This window comes from Hydrogenophaga pseudoflava, from assembly GCF_031020795.1.
Classification (GTDB): Bacteria; Pseudomonadota; Gammaproteobacteria; order Burkholderiales; family Burkholderiaceae_C; genus Hydrogenophaga; species Hydrogenophaga pseudoflava_A.
The window spans coordinates 24,008-40,033 of the sequence record NZ_JAVHJP010000002.1; the positions used below are offsets into that span (position 1 = coordinate 24,008).

The 16,026-nt window shown below is 69.6% G+C and carries 16 protein-coding genes; 5 read left to right on the forward strand and 11 right to left on the reverse strand.

Features of this window, described 5'->3' with window-relative positions:
* Nucleotide 1: 1 nt before the first annotated feature.
* The 5 genes from pcaF to RCO38_RS05785 all read left to right on the forward strand — a co-directional run bounded on the left by pcaF (nucleotide 2) and on the right by RCO38_RS05785 (nucleotide 5,382).
* Nucleotides 2-1,204 carry a 3-oxoadipyl-CoA thiolase gene (gene pcaF, locus RCO38_RS05765; protein WP_308327360.1) on the forward strand — a complete coding sequence of 401 codons (1,203 nt, stop codon included), beginning with the start codon at nucleotides 2-4 and terminating at the stop codon, nucleotides 1,202-1,204.
* 100 nt (nucleotides 1,205-1,304) lie between these two features.
* Nucleotides 1,305-2,291: a tripartite tricarboxylate transporter substrate binding protein gene (locus RCO38_RS05770; RefSeq protein ID WP_308327361.1), complete on the forward strand. Its 987-nt coding sequence runs from the start codon at nucleotides 1,305-1,307 to the stop codon at nucleotides 2,289-2,291.
* A 10-nt stretch (nucleotides 2,292-2,301) separates the two neighbouring features.
* Nucleotides 2,302-3,495 carry a CaiB/BaiF CoA transferase family protein gene (locus tag RCO38_RS05775; protein WP_308327362.1) on the forward strand — a complete coding sequence of 398 codons (1,194 nt, stop codon included), beginning with the start codon at nucleotides 2,302-2,304 and terminating at the stop codon, nucleotides 3,493-3,495.
* 37 nt (nucleotides 3,496-3,532) lie between these two features.
* Nucleotides 3,533-4,531, forward strand: a complete 999-nt coding sequence (locus RCO38_RS05780) for a tripartite tricarboxylate transporter substrate binding protein (protein WP_308327363.1) — start codon at nucleotides 3,533-3,535, stop codon at nucleotides 4,529-4,531.
* Between the two features lie 2 nt (nucleotides 4,532-4,533).
* Nucleotides 4,534-5,382, forward strand: a complete 849-nt coding sequence (locus RCO38_RS05785) for an alpha/beta fold hydrolase (protein WP_308327364.1) — start codon at nucleotides 4,534-4,536, stop codon at nucleotides 5,380-5,382.
* Between the two features lie 32 nt (nucleotides 5,383-5,414).
* Here the strand turns inward: RCO38_RS05785 and RCO38_RS05790 are convergent, their stop codons facing one another.
* From RCO38_RS05790 to RCO38_RS05840, 11 genes are all read right to left on the reverse strand, one after another.
* Nucleotides 5,415-6,926: a tripartite tricarboxylate transporter permease gene (locus tag RCO38_RS05790; RefSeq protein ID WP_308327365.1), complete on the reverse strand. Its 1,512-nt coding sequence runs from the start codon at nucleotides 6,924-6,926 to the stop codon at nucleotides 5,415-5,417.
* 1 nt (nucleotide 6,927) lies between these two features.
* On the reverse strand, nucleotides 6,928-7,374 hold the full coding sequence (locus tag RCO38_RS05795) for a tripartite tricarboxylate transporter TctB family protein (RefSeq protein ID WP_308327366.1): 447 nt from the start codon (nucleotides 7,372-7,374) through the stop codon (nucleotides 6,928-6,930).
* A gap of 14 nt (nucleotides 7,375-7,388) precedes the next feature.
* Nucleotides 7,389-8,375 (reverse strand): Bug family tripartite tricarboxylate transporter substrate binding protein, encoded by a 987-nt coding sequence (locus tag RCO38_RS05800; protein WP_308327367.1) that lies wholly within the window; start codon nucleotides 8,373-8,375, stop codon nucleotides 7,389-7,391.
* Between the two features lie 114 nt (nucleotides 8,376-8,489).
* Nucleotides 8,490-9,914: a sensor histidine kinase N-terminal domain-containing protein gene (locus RCO38_RS05805; protein ID WP_308327368.1), complete on the reverse strand. Its 1,425-nt coding sequence runs from the start codon at nucleotides 9,912-9,914 to the stop codon at nucleotides 8,490-8,492.
* Nucleotides 9,911-10,579, reverse strand: coding sequence for a response regulator (locus RCO38_RS05810; RefSeq protein ID WP_308327369.1), 669 nt, complete (start codon nucleotides 10,577-10,579; stop codon nucleotides 9,911-9,913). Before RCO38_RS05810 ends, RCO38_RS05805 begins: the two co-directional genes overlap by 4 nt.
* A gap of 20 nt (nucleotides 10,580-10,599) precedes the next feature.
* Complete coding sequence (locus RCO38_RS05815) at nucleotides 10,600-11,403, reverse strand: amidohydrolase family protein (RefSeq protein WP_308327370.1); 804 nt, start codon at nucleotides 11,401-11,403, stop codon at nucleotides 10,600-10,602.
* Nucleotides 11,400-12,407, reverse strand: a complete 1,008-nt coding sequence (locus RCO38_RS05820; RefSeq protein ID WP_308327371.1) for a tripartite tricarboxylate transporter substrate binding protein — start codon at nucleotides 12,405-12,407, stop codon at nucleotides 11,400-11,402. Before RCO38_RS05820 ends, RCO38_RS05815 begins: the two co-directional genes overlap by 4 nt.
* A 9-nt stretch (nucleotides 12,408-12,416) precedes the next feature.
* Nucleotides 12,417-13,157 (reverse strand): GntR family transcriptional regulator, encoded by a 741-nt coding sequence (locus RCO38_RS05825; RefSeq protein ID WP_308327372.1) that lies wholly within the window; start codon nucleotides 13,155-13,157, stop codon nucleotides 12,417-12,419.
* A 110-nt stretch (nucleotides 13,158-13,267) separates the two neighbouring features.
* Entirely contained in the window at nucleotides 13,268-13,564 is a 297-nt protein-coding gene (locus RCO38_RS05830) for a ferredoxin family protein (RefSeq protein ID WP_308327373.1), read from the reverse strand.
* Nucleotides 13,561-14,868 (reverse strand): FAD-dependent monooxygenase, encoded by a 1,308-nt coding sequence (locus RCO38_RS05835; protein WP_308327374.1) that lies wholly within the window; start codon nucleotides 14,866-14,868, stop codon nucleotides 13,561-13,563. Before RCO38_RS05835 ends, RCO38_RS05830 begins: the two co-directional genes overlap by 4 nt.
* A gap of 16 nt (nucleotides 14,869-14,884) precedes the next feature.
* Complete coding sequence (locus RCO38_RS05840; RefSeq protein ID WP_308327375.1) at nucleotides 14,885-16,009, reverse strand: electron transfer flavoprotein subunit alpha/FixB family protein; 1,125 nt, start codon at nucleotides 16,007-16,009, stop codon at nucleotides 14,885-14,887.
* Nucleotides 16,010-16,026 lie beyond the last annotated feature (17 nt).

Consider the following 16,026-nt stretch of genomic DNA (forward strand, 5'->3'; position numbering starts at 1 on the left):
CATGAACCACGCCTTCATCTGCGACGCCGTGCGCACCCCCTTCGGCCGCTACGGCGGTGCCCTCTCCGGCGTGCGCGCCGACGACCTGGGCGCGGTCCCACTGCGGGTGCTCATGGAGCGCCATGCGCAACTGGACTGGGAAGCCGTGGCCGACGTGGTCTACGGCTGCGCCAACCAGGCCGGCGAGGACAACCGCAACGTGGCGCGCATGAGCGCGCTGCTCGCCGGCTTGCCCGTGTCGCTGCCCGGCGCCACCGTGAACCGCCTCTGCGGCTCGGGCCTGGACGCGCTGGGCACGGCGGCGCGCGCCATCAAGAGCGGCGAGGCCGGGCTGATGATCGCCGGTGGCGTGGAGAGCATGAGCCGCGCACCTTTCGTGATGCCCAAAGCCACGAGCGCGTTCTCGCGCGCCAACAGCATTGAGGACACCACCATCGGCTGGCGTTTCGTGAACCCGCTGATGAAGGCGCAGTACGGCGTGGACAGCATGCCCGAGACGGCCGAGAACGTGGCGACCGAGTTCAACATCTCCCGCGCCGACCAGGACCGCATGGCCCTGGCCTCGCAGACCAAGGCGCTGGCGGCGCAACAGGCCGGTGTGTTCGACGCCGAGATCGTGCCGGTGCAGGTGCCGCAGAAGAAGGGCGAGGCCCTGGTGGTGAACCGCGACGAACACCCGCGCGCCACCACGCTGGAGGCGCTGGCCAAGCTCAAAGGCGTCGTGCGCCCCGATGGAAGCGTGACCGCCGGCAACGCCTCGGGCGTGAACGACGGCGCTGGCGCGCTGCTGCTGGCCAGCGAAGCCGCCGCCGCCCGCCACGGCCTCACGCCGCGCGCCCGTGTGGTCGGCATGGCCACCGCCGGCGTGCCGCCGCGCATCATGGGCATGGGCCCGGCACCCGCCACGCGCAAGGTGCTGGCGCTGACCGGCCTGTCGCTGGCGCAGATGGACGTGATCGAACTCAACGAAGCCTTTGCCGCGCAGGGTCTGGCCGTGCTGCGCGACCTGGGCCTGGCCGACGACGACGCGCGTGTGAACCCCAACGGCGGCGCCATCGCCCTGGGCCACCCCCTGGGCGCGAGCGGGGCCCGCCTGGCCACCACCGCCGTCAACCAGCTGCACCGCAGCGGCGGCCGCTACGCGCTGTGCACCATGTGCATCGGGGTTGGGCAGGGCATTGCGGTGGTGCTGGAGCGGGTGTGAGGGACTTCGTTATTTCCATTCTGTGGAAGTGATGGGGTGTGCCGATCGGGCCCGACCTCTAGAGTGACCACCGCTCTTTCAATCAACACCGGAGACATGCATGAACCCCTCTTGCCACTTCAGCCTCAAAGCCTTTTCCAAGGCCGCGGCGGCCTTCACCACCGCCCTGGTCGTGGGCCTGTCCAGTGCCCACGCCTTCCCCGACAAACCCATCAAGCTGGTGGTGCCGTTCGCCCCCGCCGGTGGCACGGACCTGATCGCCCGCACGCTGGCGGTGGAGTTGGCCAGGGAGCTGGGGCAGCCGGTGGTGGTGGACAACAAGCCGGGCGCCAGCACCCTCATCGGCACGGATCTGGTGGCCAAGAGCGCACCCGATGGCTACACGTTGGTGGTCTCGTCGATCGCCCACGCAGTCAACCCCAGCCTGATGGCGAAGATGCCCTACTCGACCGAGAAGGACTTTGCGCCCGTGTCCATGATCGTGCGTTCGCCCAACGTGCTGGTGGTGCGCGCCGACAGCCCGTTCAAGTCGCTCAAGGACATCATTGCCGCCGCGAAAGCCGATCCGGACAAGCTCACCTACGCATCGCCCGGCAACGGCACCTCGTCCCACCTGGCCGGAGCGCTGTTCGCCGACATGGCCAAGGTCCAGATCAAGCACGTGGCCTACAAGGGTTCGGGCCCCGCGCTCACCGATCTGCTGGGCGGTCAGACCGAAATGATCTTTGCCACCTCTGGCTCGGTGGGTGGCTTCATCGACAGCGGCAAGCTGCGGGCACTGGCCATCACCTCGGCCGCGCGCTCCACAGCCTATCCCGGTGTGCCGACCGTGGCCGAATCCGGTGTGCCCGGCTACGCCACCGAAGGCTGGTACGGCTTCTACGCGCCGGCCGGCACGCCCGCGGCCGTGATCGACAAACTGAACGCGGCCACGCGCAAGGCCGCCAGCAGCGAGATCTTCAAGTCCAAGGTGGTGAGCGAGGGCATGGTCGTGCAGACCGGCACGCCGGCCGAGTTCGACGCCTTCGTGCGCGCCGAAATCCTGCGTTGGTCCAAGATCGTCAAGGCCGATGTGCTCGCCAAGTGAGGCGTCGGCTATGAAGCCTGTTCTCCAAGGAGTCCGGGTGCTGGACCTGACCCATGTGCTGGCCGGTCCGTTCGCAGGCTACCAGCTCGCGGTCATGGGCGCGGAGGTCATCAAGATCGAATCACCCGAGGAGCCCGACCAGGCCCGATACCAGGGCTCGGACGTCGCGCTCAACGACGCCGGCATGGGCACGGCCTATCTGTCGCAGGCGTCGAACAAGAAGTCCCTGACGCTCAACCTCAAGACCGAGGCGGGGCGACAGGTGCTGCGGCAGCTGGTGCTGACCGCCGATGTGCTGATCGAGAACTGCCGCCCCGGAGCGTTCGACGCGCTGGGCCTGGGTTATGCGGACCTGTCGGCCCTCAACCCGCGGCTGGTCTACTGCTCCATCTCGGCCTTCGGCAGCACCGGCCCAAAACGCGAGCTGACCGCCTACGACGGCGTGGTGCAGGCCTACGCCGGGATGATGGCCATGACCGGCGAGCCGGGCACGGCGCCCGTGAAATGCGGCGCACCCGTGGTGGACTACGCCACCGGCACCACCGCCGCCATGGCCATCCTCGCGGCGCTGCTGCAGCGCGGCCAGGACGACGGCCTGGGTCAGTTCGTCGAGGTGGCGATGTCGGACGTGGCGATGATCCTCGCCAGCTCGCACCTGACCGGCTACCTCTGGAACGGCGCACACCCGGAGCAGAAGGGCAACCGCTACCCGTTTGCCACCATCGGCTGCTACCAGGCCAGCGACGCGCCGCTGATGGTCTCGGCCTCCAACCTGCGGCAGCAGCGGCGGCTGTGGGAAGCGCTGGGGCGCCCCGATCTGGTCAAGCACAACAACCGGGACCGGATCAAGGCCCATGCCGAAGAGGCCGAGGCACTGACCCGGATCATCGCCACCGGAACCGTGAGCCACTGGGAGCACCTGCTGCGTGAACACCGCGTGCCGGTGTCCCGGGTGCAGCGCATGGAGGCCATGCTGGCGGACGAGCATGTGCGGAGCCGCCAGGTGCTGTACCGGTTCGCCGACGAGGCCGGTGCGCTGGCGGGGCTGACCGTTCCGGTGTCCGGCTTTCAGCTCTCGCGTTGCCCGGTGCAGGTCACCTCACCGCCACAAGCCGTGGGCGCGCAGAACCAGGAGCTGCTCACGGCCCTGGGCTATTCGCCCGCCGACATCGACGCCCTGCGCGCCCAGGGCGTGATCGCCTGAACCGGCATCTCCCAACACCTTGAATTCACAGACCCCCATGAAACCGTCCAGCCGATCCACCCCTCTGCCGCGCCGACACCTGATCCTGGCCGCAGCCCTGGCCTGCGCATCCCTGCCCGCGCTGGCACAAACCACCTCCAGTTTCCCCGCCAAACCGGTGCGCCTGGTGGTGCCGTTTCCCGCTGGCGGCGGCACCGACAACATGGCCCGGGCCCTGGCCGACAGCCTGTCGAAGATGTGGGGCCAGACGGTCGTCGTGGACAACAAGGCCGGTGCCGGCACCGTGGTGGGCAACGACTTCGTGTCCAAGAGCGCGCCCGACGGGCTCACGCTGCTGCTCAACACCAGCGCCGTGGCCATCGTGCCCGGTCTGAACCCCAGGCTGCCGTACCCCGCCGAAACCGGGCTGAGCGCGGTGACCACGCTCGGTCATGCGCCCAATGTGGCGGTGGTGCGGCCCGACAGCCCGATCCGCTCGGCCTCCGACTTTCTGGCGCAGGTGCGGGCCCAGCCCGGGCGCTTCACCTACGGTTCGGCTGGCAACGGCACCTCCACCCACCTGGCGGCCGAGCTGCTCAAGACCACGGCCAAGGTGTTCATGGTCCATGTGCCCTACCGCGGCGCCACCCCGGCCATGACCGACCTCATGGGCGGGCAGATCGACCTGGCCTTCGGCACCCTGCCCAGCGTCGCGCCCTACCTGGCCAACGGCAAGCTGCGTGCGCTCGCCGTCACCAGCGCCACGCGCACGGCCCTGCTGCCCGATGTGCCCACCTTCGCCGAATCGGGGCTCGCCGGGTACGCCGCGCCGGTCTGGTACGGCATCTTCGTGGCCGGTGGCACACCGGCGCCGCTGGTGCAGCAGCTCTACCAGTCGATCCAGCGGGCCGCCGACAGCGAAGAGTTCCGCAAGCGCATCCGGGCCGAAGGGCTGACGCTGACCCTGGACCCGTCGGCCGCGGCCGACGCGCTCTACCGCGCCGACATCGCCAAGTGGAAGAAGGTGATCCAGGTCCAGTCCATCAAGGCGGACTGAGCATGGCGGGGTGTGGGCCGGGCCGGGCCGCCGCCTGCGCGCGGATCGCGGCGCTGGCGTCGGCCTGCGAGCGCATCGTGCAGCCGGTGCTCGGGCAGCAGCTGGTCTGGCGCAGGGTGGGCAGTGGGCCGCCTCTGGTGCTGCTGCACGGCGGCCACGGCAGCTGGCTCCATTGGGCCCGCGTGGTCCCCGCGCTTTCGCCCGGCTTCAGCCTGTGGATGCCCGACATGCCCGGCTACGGTGACACCACGCTCACGCCCACCGGGGGGCTCGCCGAGCTTGTCACCCAGTTGCGGCAGGGCCTGGATGCGCTGCTGGGGGCCCACACGCCCATCCTTCTGGCGGGTTTTTCCTTCGGCGGCCTGGTCAGTGCCCAGCTGGCCGCACAGCGCGGGCATGTGCAGCGCCTGGTGCTGATCGGTCCAGCGGGACATGGCGGCCCCCGCCGGCAGACCATCACGCCCTTGCCCTGGCGGCATCTGGACCCTGAGCAGGATCCGGCCGAATGGGCAGATCGCATGCGCCACAACCTGCTCGCGCAGATGCTGCACAGCGAGGCCGCGGTGGATGCGCTGGCGTTGGAGATCCAGTGGCGCGGCTGTCTGAACACCCGGTTTCGCAGCAAACCGTTTTCCCGCTCGGACGCGCTCGCGCCGGCGCTGGGCCGCTACCCCGGGGAGGTCCTGACCATCTGGGGCGAGCACGATGTCACCGCTGTGCCTCGCGAACTGGCCGATGGTGTGGCACCGCAGGGCGCGCCGCGCAGGACGGTGGTGGTGGATGGCGCGGGGCACTGGCTCATGCACGAACGTCCCGCCGCCACCGCCCAGCTGATGCGACGCGGGGCCTGACTGGGGCATGAGGCCTGCCCACCGCTTGCGGCTCAGGCTGCGGCAGCTTCCGCTTGGCGGCGTCTGGACAGCATCCGCATCCCCACCGGCACCACCAGCATCAGCGCGGCCGCGGTCCACAGGCCCACGGTGATCGGGCTACCTACCAGGATGCCCGCGTCGCCGTTGCTGATGGACAGGGCGCGGCGCAGGTTCTGTTCCATCATGTCGCCCAGCACGAAGCCCAGGATCAGCGGCGCCATGGGCACGCCCTGCTTGCGCAGCCCGTAGGCGGCAAAGCCCAGCACGGTCATCAGCACCAGGTCGAAGGTGGTGGCGTGCACCGCGTACACGCCCACGCTGCTGACCGCCACGATGCCGGGCACCAGCAGCCAGTTGGGCACGCTGAGCACCTTGGTGAACACGCCCACCAGCGGGATGTTGAGCACCAGCAGGATGACGTTGGCCAGGAAGAGCGAGGCGATCAGGCCCCAGACCAGGTCGGGCTGCTGGGTGAACAGCGCTGGGCCGGGCGTGATGTTGTAGAGCGAGAGCGCACCCACCATCACCGCCGTGGTGCCCGAGCCGGGCACGCCCAGCGTGAGCATGGGCACGAAGGAGCCGGTGGCGGCCGAGTTGTTGGCCGCCTCGGGCGCTGCCACGCCGCGGATGTCGCCCTTGCCGAACGTACCGTCCTTGTCGGTCAGGCGCTTTTCCATCGAATAGGTCATGGCACTCGCAATGGTGGCGCCGGCCCCCGGCAACACGCCGACCACAAAGCCCACCACGCTGGACCGCACGGTGCCCCACCAGGTGTGGGCCAGCTCCTTGAGGTTGAACAGCATGCGGCCGGTCTGCGTCACCAGGCCGGTGCTGCTGTGGTGCTCCTGCAGCATCAGCAGCAGCTCGCTGATGGAAAACACACCGATGACCACCACCACGAACTGGATGCCGTCGGAGAGGTGGATGTCGCCGCCGGTGAAGCGGTAGACACCGGAGTTCGAATCGAGGCCGACACAGGACATGGACAGGCCGATGAGGGCCGCCAGCCCGGCCTTGACCGGTGCGTCGCCCATCAGGCCCGCGATGCAGGCAAACGCGAAGCACATGAGCGCGAAGTACTCGGCCGGCCCGAAGGACAGCGCCCAGCTGGCCAGCAGCGGCGCGAACATCACGATGCCCAGGGTGGCGATGAACGAACCCACGAACGAGCTCCAGGCCGAGATGGACAGCGCCACGCCGCCCAGACCCTGGCGCGCCATGGGGTAGCCGTCGAGCGCGGTCATGATGGCGCCCGCGTCGCCCGGCACGTTGAGCAGGATGGACGAGATGCGGCCGCCGTACTCGCAGCCGATATACACGGCCGCCAGCAGGATCAGCGAGGTCTCGGCCGGCAGCTTCATGGCAAAGGCCAGCGGCATCAGGATGGCCACGCCGTTGATGGGGCCCAGGCCGGGCAGCAGGCCGACGATGGTGCCGATGAAGCAGCCGACCGCGGCGATCAGCAGGTTGGTGGGGCTGAGCGCGACGCCGAAGCCCGCCACCAGGTGTTGCAGGATGTCCATGTCAGCTCCCTCCGAGCAGCGAGGCCAGCGGGCCGGCGGGCAGCACCACGTCCAGCAGCTTGTCGAACAGCAGGTAGAGCACCCCGCCCAGCGCGGCGCCACCGGCCAGGGCCTGCTTCCAGCTGCCGCCGAAGGCCATGCCCACGGGCAGGGCCATCAGCGTGGTGGCGAGCGGGAAACCCAGCCACTGGAACAGCAGGGCGTACACCAGCACCGCCGCTGCGCACAGGGCGGTGGGCTTCCAGGGCACGCCGCGGAAGGCCTCGGCGCCGGCTGTGGGCTTGAGCACCAGCCACAGGCCCGACAGGCCCAGCCCGCAGGCCAGCAGCAGCGGAAACGCGCGCGGGCCGACGGGTTCGTAGGAGATGGCGGCGGCGTAGTCTTGCGCGGCCCAGGCCATGGCGGCGGACGCGACAACACACACCGCGCCGAGGACGCGGTCACTCATGGGGGGCTCCGGGATTATTTGGCCGGGACCACGTTCAGGCCGAACTCCTCGGCCAGCGTGCGGTAGCCGGCCACCTGCTTCTTGACGTAGGCGTCCAGCGGCGCGCCGGTCAGGGCCATGGGGAAGAGTCCACGCTCGTTGCGCAGCTTGTCGTAGGCGGGGGTGGCCAGCAGCTTGTTGAAGGTGTCGACCCAGACCTTGTAGTCGGCGTCACTGACTTTGGGGCCGACGTAGAAGCCGCGCACGATGGGCCAGTCCACATCAAAGCCCTGTTCGGTGGCGGTCGGGATGTTCGCCATGTCGCCGGGCAGGCGCTTGTCGTTCATCACCGCCAGGATGCGCACCTTGGCACCGGCCTTGATCTGCTGCTGGGCCTCGGCCGCGTCGCCGGTGAACACATGGATGTGGCCGCCCTGCAGCGCGGTCAGCGCTTCGCCGCCGCCTTCAAAGGCCACGTAGCGCATGGTCTTGGGGTTCACGCCGCCGGCGCGCGCGGTCAGCGCGGCCTTCATCCAGTCCTGGCTGCCCACGGTGCCGCCGGCGCCCAGCACCACCTTGGTCGGGTCGGCCTTCATGGCCGCCATCACGTCCTTGAGGGTCTTGTAGGGCGAGTTCTCGGCCACCACCACCGCGCCGTAGTCGGTGCCGATGGCGGCGAGCCAGCGCACGTCGTTCTCGGTGTAGCGGCCGAACTTGCCCTGGGCCAGGTTCAGCAGGGAGCCGCCCGAGAACGCGACGATGGCGTTGGCCGCGTCGGGCTTCTGCGCGATGACGGTGTTGTAGGCCACGGCGCCGATGCCGCCGGGCATGTAGGTCACGCGCATCGGGTCGGCGATGAACTTGCCTTCCTGCAGCGCGCTCTGCACGAGTTTGCAGGTCAGGTCGAAGCCGCCGCCGGGCTTGGCCGGGGCGATGCACTCGGTCTTGTCGAGCGGGCTGGCGAAGGCGGTCAGGGCGGAGGCCGCGACGGCGGCGGCGGCGAGCTTGAAGGCGAAGTTCATGAAGGTGTCTCCTCGGGTGGGGTGGAAGCCTCGCAGCACAGGCACTGCGATGAGGGCACTGTAGAAACCGGGCACTTTCAACGCGCTTTCAGAAAACCGGCTCAAAACCCCGGGTTAACCCGGGGTGGGTTCGGACGCCCGCGCGGCGGGCAGCGTGATCGTGACGGCCAGCCCGCGACCGTCCGGTCCGGTGCTCACGTGCATCTGCCCGCCGTGCCGCTGCGCCACGGTGCGCACGATGGCCAGACCCAGGCCGGAGCCGGGCAGGGCGCCGCCACGGCCGCGGAAAAAGCGCTCTCCGGCGCGCGCCAGTTCATCGAGGGGCAGGCCCGGGCCGTCGTCCACCACGGCCAGTTGCACCGCGCCGTCCGCTTCGGCCCGCACCATCAGCGTGACGTGACAGCCCGCGCCACCGTGGCGGATGGCGTTGTGCAGCAGGTTGGCCAGGGCCTCGCGCAGCAGGTCGGGTTCGCCCAGCAAAGGCAGCGGGTGCTCGGGCGCGTCCAGGCCGAGGTCCACCCCTTGCTCACGCGCCGGGCCCCACCACTGGCGCACCAGGGCCTCGGCCAGGGCCACGGCGTCGAAGGACTGGCGCTGCGGGGGCGCGCTGTCGGCGCGGGCCAGCGAGAGCATCTGGTTGGTCTGGCGGATGGTTTCGTCCAGCTGCTCGCGGATGGTCTCCAGCACCTGGCGCTGTGCGGCCGGATCGGCTTCGCGCTGCGCGTAGGCCACCTGCGTCGCCAGCGTGGTCAACGGCGTGCGCAACTGGTGCGAGGCGTCGTCGATGAAGCGGCGGCGCGCCTCGGTCTGTTCGCGGTGGCGGTCGATGTGGTGGTTGATGGCCTGCACCAGCGGCCGCACCTCGGCCGGCGCGCCGGTGTCGTCCACGGGGGTCAGGTCCTGCGGGTCGCGCGCGTCCACCTCCTGCCGCAAGCGGTCCAGCGGGCGCATGGCCCAGGCAATGGCCAGTGCCAGCAGGCCGGTGGCGGCCAGCATCAGCAGGATGTCGCGCGCCAGGGATTGCAGCACCAGCGCGCGGCGGAAGTCGTTGCGCGCCTCCAGGGTTTCGGCCACCTGGATCACCACGCGCTGCGGCCCTGTGTGGCCGGCCAGCGGCGGGTTCAGCTCGCGCGCATAGCTGCCCACTCGCACCGCCTGCCCGAGGTAGTCGCCTTCATGGAACTGCGGCTGGCCGGTCTGCAGTGGCCGGGGCGGGGCGGGCAGGCCGGCGCTGCCGATCTCGACCAGGCCGTCTTCGGTGGCCACGCGGTAGAACACCTGGCCCTGCGCAGTCAGCTCGAAGAACTCGAGCATGCGGTAGGGCAGCTCCACGCCGATGCCGCCGCTGGCGGTGGAGATGCTGGAGTCGATGGACTTCACCGCACCCAGCAGCGAGCGGTCGTAGGCCGCATCGGCCGCGTCGCTGGCGGTGCGCCAGCCCAGCCAGAGCTCGCCCGCGATCACCGCGCCCAGGCCCGGCAGCAGCAGCACCAGCAGGAAGCGGCGGATGCTCGCGCGCGACCATGACAGCGGTGTCACGCGGTGCTTTCCAGCTGGTAGCCCAGCCCGCGCAGGGTGGCGATGCGCACCGGCGAAGCTTCCAGCCGCTTGCGCAGCCGGTGGATCAGCACCTCGATGGCCTCGGGGTTCACGTCCTGCTCGTCGGAGAACACGCGCTCCAGCAGCTCGCGCTTGGACAGCGGCTCGCCCGGGTGCTGGATCAGCGCGCGCAGCACCGCGTGTTCACGCGGCGTGAGGCTCAGCACCTCGTGCTGCAGGCGGAACTGTCTGGCCACGCTGTCATAGCTCAGCGGCCCGCAGGCAAAGCGCGGGTGTTCTTGTCCGCGCGAGCGGCGGATCAGCGCGACCAGCCGCGCTTCGAGTTCGGCCACGTCGAAGGGTTTGGCCAGGAAGTCGTCGGCGCCGCCGTGCAGGCAGTTCACGCGCTCCATCAGCGAGTCGCGCGCGGTGAGGATGAGCACCGGCAGGCGCTCGTCCGCCTCGCGCAGGTCGGACAGCACGTCGTGCCCGCCCAGGCCGGGCAGGCCGAGATCGAGGATGAGCGCGTCGTACTTGGTGGCCTTGAGGCTGCGGCGCACCAGGCGGCCGTCGTTCACCCAGTCGACCTGGAAGTCGTTCTGCCCCAGGGCCTTGACCAGCCAGGTGCCCAGTTCGGTTTCGTCTTCGGCGAGCAGGATGCGCATGGCGCGAGTCTCTCCGGTGCTCAGGCGTAGAGCAAGGCGCCGGCCGCGCGCACGCGGGCGGCACGCGCTTTGCCCAGCGCCTGCTCCACGGGCCGCCAGACGCTGGCATAGGGCGGCAGGGCGTCGTGGTGAAAGGCGGTGTGCGGCCAGTCGGAGCCCCAGACCAGGCGGTCGCCCAGGGTCTGCGCCACGCGCTGGAGGTGGGTGTGCAGCACGTGGTACGGTGCGTGGGCCTGCAGCCGGTACCAGCCCGAGAGCTTGACCCAGGCGCCCTGGTCGGCCAGGCGCTGCAGGGCCGTCCATGCGGGGTCGTCTTCACCGACGCCCGCGTGCAGGCCGGCCAGGTGGTCGAGCACGGCGGTCAGGCTGCTGCCCTGGTGCAGCTCGGCAATCGCCGCGAGCTGGTCGGCCTTCGCGTACCACTGCACATGCCAGCCCCGCGCCTTCAGCCGCGGCGCCAGCGCACGAAAGGCCTCGGGGCCGTTGCCGACCGGGGACACGAGGTTGAAGCGCACGCCGCGCACGCCCAGCGCGTGCATCTGATCGAGTCCGGCCTCGGTCACCGCAGTGTCCAGCACGGCCACACCACGGTGCCGTCCCGGCTCGCGGGCCAGGGCGTGCAGGATCAGCGCGTTGTCGGTGCCGTAGACGCTGGGCTGCACCAGCACGAGGTGGCCCACGCCCAATGCGGCTGCGGTCTGCTCGATCTCGGGCAGATCGTGCAGCACCGGCCGGTAGTGCCCGGCCTGCGCCGGGTGGGCGGGGTCGAACACGTGCACATGGCAGTCCCAGCCGGAGGGGATGTCGTCTGTAGGCGCGCTCATCCGGTGGTGATGTTGCGTTCCCTGATCACCTTGGCCCACAGCGCCTGCTGGGCCGCGATGAATTGGCCCGCGCTCTGCTGGCTCGCGTCGGCGAACACGTCGCCGCCCAGCTGGCGGATGCGGCCGAGCACTTCGGCGTCGTCCAGTGCCTTGCGGATGCCCGCCACCAGGATGGCCCTCGCATCGGCCGGCAGGCCGGCGGGCGCCAGGATGGGGTTCCACTCCAGCACCTCGTAGCCGCTGACCCCGGCCTCGGCCATGGTCGGCACCTCGGGCAGCGAGCGGGCGCGCAACGTGCTGGTCACGGCCAGCGGGCGCAGCTTGCCGGCCCGGATGTGGCCGAGCGACGAGGCCACGTTGGCAAAGAACAGCGGCACCTGGCCGCCCATCACATCGTTCATGGCCGGGCCGCCGCCGCGGTAGGCCACGTGGGTCAGGTCCACGCCCGCACGCTGTTCGAACAGCGCGCCGGCCAGGTGCTGGGCCGAGCCGTTGCCGGACGAGGCGTAGTTCAGCGGTTTGGCCTTGGCGAGGCGGATCACGTCCTTCACGTCCCTGGCCTCGAAGCTGGGCGTGCAGACCAGCACGTTGGGGAAGGTGGCGAGCACGGCCAGCGGCGTGAAGGCGGTGGCGCTGTCGTAGGGCAGCCTGGGGAAGAGCGAGGGATTGACCGCGAAGGACGAGGCGTCCAGCAGCAGGGTGCTGCCGTCGGGCGTGGCGCGGGCCACGTGGCCCGCGGCGAGCTGGCCGCTGGCACCGGCCTTGTTCTCCACCACCACGGTCTGGCCGAGGGCGGCTTCGAGCTTGGGCGCGATGGTGCGGGCCATGAGGTCGGCGCCGCCGCCCGGCGGGTAGGACACGATCAGCGTGATCGGTTTGCCGCCGGCGATCTTGCCCTGCGCGTGGGCGCCGATCCAGGGGGCGGCCAGAGCGGCGCCGGCCGAGGCGATGAGGTGACGGCGCGAGGGTGCCCAGCCGCGGCGGATGTGGGTGGGGGGTGTCATGGCGGGCTTTCAGGTGAGGTGGACGGTGTAGTGGAAGGCGTGGGCGTCGCCGCGTGTGGTGCGCAGCTCCACGCAGCGGCCCGAGAGGTCGTAGGCCGAGCGCTGCACCTGCGCACAGGGGTGGCCGGCGGGCAGGCCCAGGTGGCGCGCCTGCGGGGCGCTGAGCTGGCCGAAGCCGATGTCGTCCAGCGCGCGGTGGATGTGCACCTGCAGCTTGCGCGCGAACATCGGGTAGAGCAGGTCGTCCCAGGTGGCGAGGTCGTCATCGGCCAGCGGCGCGAACAGGTCCAGCGGCAGCCAGAGCTCTTCGAACAGGCGCGGCTGGTCGCCCATGAGACGCAGCCTGTGGATGCGCAGCACCGGCTCCCCCGCGCCGATGCCCAGCGCGCGCGAGACGGTGGTCGTCGCGTTCACGCGGCTGCGCTGCAGGATGCGCGAAACCGGCACCTCGCCGGTGCCACCGTCGAAGCGGAAGAAGCGCAGCATGGAGGCGCCGGCCAGCCCCTGGCGCACGAAGGTGCCGCGGCCGTGGATGCGTTCGATGAAGCCCTGTTCCACCAGCAGTTCCAGCGCGCGGCGCATGGTGCCCAGGGCCACGCCGTGTTCCCTGGCCAGCTGGCTCTCGGCGGGCAGGGCAGAGCCCGGCGACCATTCGCCCGCCACCACGCGGGCCCGCAGGGCCTGCGCCAGCGAGGCGTAGCGGCTGAGGCCCGGCTCGGGCGACGTGACCAGGCGAAGGGAAGAGTTCATGGACTGAACTCTAGTCCTCTATAGGACTTGATGCCAAAGGGAAAACCCTGATGAGCCTCCTTCGCCGGGACTGCCCACCCGGCGCCGGTCGGACAACCCTTGTCAGCTCCTCAACCGAACTTGAAGAGGATGCCGTGCCCGCCGCGCGGGTACTCCCAGGCCACGTTGGTGTGCTCGGTGCAGATCACGCGGCAGCTGCCGCATTCCAGGCAGCCGTCGGTGATCAGGGTCACCGTGCGGTTGCCTTCGGCCTTGTAGCAGGCGGCCGGACAGATGAAGGTGCAGGCCTGCGACTGGCATTCGTTGGCGCAGATCTCGGGCTGCTTGATCTGGATGTGGGGCCGGCCGTGGTCGACCTTGTAGCGGTTCTGGAAGAGCTTCTCTTCCACGTTGACAACAGTGCTCATCGCGAAGCCCTCCAGATCTTGAATGCGTCGCCGACCAGGCCGGTCAGGCTGCGCTTGCTGCGGAAACTGCCCAGGATTTCCTTCTCCTTGGAATGCTTGTCCACGCCGTCCACGGTGAAGAAGGTCTTGGCCGCGCGGTTGACCAGCTCGGGGTAGGCGGTGAAGAACTGCGGGCTGCTGTGCAGCACCTCGGGCAGCTTGCGGTACTTCTTCAGGTCCTTCATGACGAAGGAGTCGTCCATCTTGTCCCTGTAGAGCTTGAGGTTGGCGGCCGAGGGCTCCCTGCCGCCTTCCTTGAGCGCGATCACCGTCTCGCCGGCCAGGCGGCCGCTGGTCATGGCCAGGTTGCTGCCTTCGCGGTGCACCGCGTTGACGAAGCCGCCCGAGTCACCCACGATCAGCCAGCCCGCGCCGTGGATGCGGGGCACGGCGTTGAAGCCGCCTTCGGGGATCAGGTGGGCGCAGTACTCCTTCATCTCGCCGCCTTCGATCATGGGCGCGATGCTGGGGTGCTTCTTGAGCTTCTCCAGCAGCTCGTAGGGCTTGGTGCGCAGCGGGTTGGCCTTGAAGTCGCTGAGCATGCAGCCCACGCCGATGGTGAGCGACTCCTTGTTGGTGTAGAGGAAGCCGGTGCCCACCATGCCCTCGGTCACCTTGCCCATCAGCTCGATGACCACGCCTTCTTCTTCCTTGATGTTGAAGCGCTGCTGGATCACGTCCTCGGGCAGGAACAGGATCTCCTTGACCGCCAGGGCCACGTTGCCCGCGTCCAGCTCGCCGTGGAAGCCGGCCTTGCGCGCCAGCGTGCTGTTGACGCCGTCGGCCAGCACCACCACGTCGGCGTACACCTCACCGCCCAGGCGGTCGCAGCGCACGCCGATGACCTGCTCACCGTCCAGCAGCAGCTCTTCGACGGTGGTCTCGCAGATCAGCAGGGCGCCGGCCTCGCGCACCTTGGAACTGAACCACTTGTCGAACTGCGCACGGATGATGGTGTAGCGGTTGTAGGGCGGCTTGTTGTAGTCGTCGCTGCGGTAGTGGGTGCCGACGAAGCTCTCGTCGTCCATCATCCACATGCGCTGTTCGATGATGTGGCGCTCCAGCGGTGCGTCCTCGCGGAAGTCCGGGATGATCTGTTCCAGCGCGTTGCTGTAGAGGATCGCGCCCTGCACGTTCTTGCTGCCCGGGTATTCACCGCGCTCGATCTGCAGCACCTTCAGACCGGCCTTGGCCATGGTGTAGGCCGCAGCGTTGCCCGAAGGGCCCGCCCCGACCACGATCGCATCGAATTTTTCATTGCTCATGTTCGGCTCCTGGTGTTCAAGCGACTTTTCTTACGCGCTTGTCGAGGTGGGAACGGAAGGCCGCGGTCAGCACCGGCAGAACCTGCATCGCGTTGCCGACGATGCCGTGGTGGGCGAAGTCGAAGATGGGCGCGTTGGGGTCGGTGTTGATGGCCACGATCACGTCCGACGCTTCCATGCCCACGCGGTGCTGGATGGCGCCGCTCACGCCGGCGGCGATGTAGAGCTTGGGCCGCACGGTCTTGCCGGTCTGGCCGACCTGGCGCTCGGCCTCCAGCCAGCCGGCCTGCGTCACGGCGCGGGTGGCGCCCACCTCGGCGCCCAGCACTCGGGCCAGGTCCCACACCAGCTTGCAGTTGTCGGCGTTCTTCAGGCCCTTGCCGGCGGTGACGATGATGTCGGCGTAGGCCAGGTTGATGTTGTTGCTGGTGGCGTCGGGGATGAAGGCCAGCAGCTTGGTGACGATGTCGGTCTCCACCATGCCCAGCTCCATCGTGATGATGTCGCCGCTGCGGCTTTCGTCGCGCGCCGGCATGGCCGCGGTCCGCGGGCGCATGGTGGCCATCTGCGGCCGGTAGGCCAGGGTCATGATGGTGCACAGCAGGCTGCCGCCGAAGGTCGGGCGGGTGGCGGCCAGCGCGCGGCCGTCGATGTTCAGCTCGGTGCAGTCGGCGGTCAGGCCGGTGCCCAGGGTGGTGGCCACCGAGCCCGCGAGGTCGCGGCCCATGGTGGTGGCGCCCAGCAGCAGGATCTCGGGCTGGTACTTGTTCACCAGGTCGGTCAGGCCCTTGGTGAAGGGCTCGTTGCGGTAGCCCTGCAGCACCGGGTCGCGCATGAGGTAGCAGTGGTCTGCGCCATAGACGTAGGCCTCCTTGGCGTAGTCCTCCAGCTTGTCGGACGGGCCGCCCAGCAGCACGCCGCACACCTCCACGCCCAGCTTGTCGGCCAGCTTGCGGGCCTCGCCCATCAGCTCCCAGCTCACGCTGTGCACCTGGCCGCGGTCGTGTTCGATGAACACCCACACGCCCTTGTAGACCTTCAGGTGTTCGGGCAGTTCGGTGCTGCGGCCACTGCGGCCGGCGGTCTTGGCGGCTCCGGCGGCGGCAGCGGCGGCCATCTGGGGCTTGTCGGGTTCGGCCATGGTCTTCTCCTTCTGGT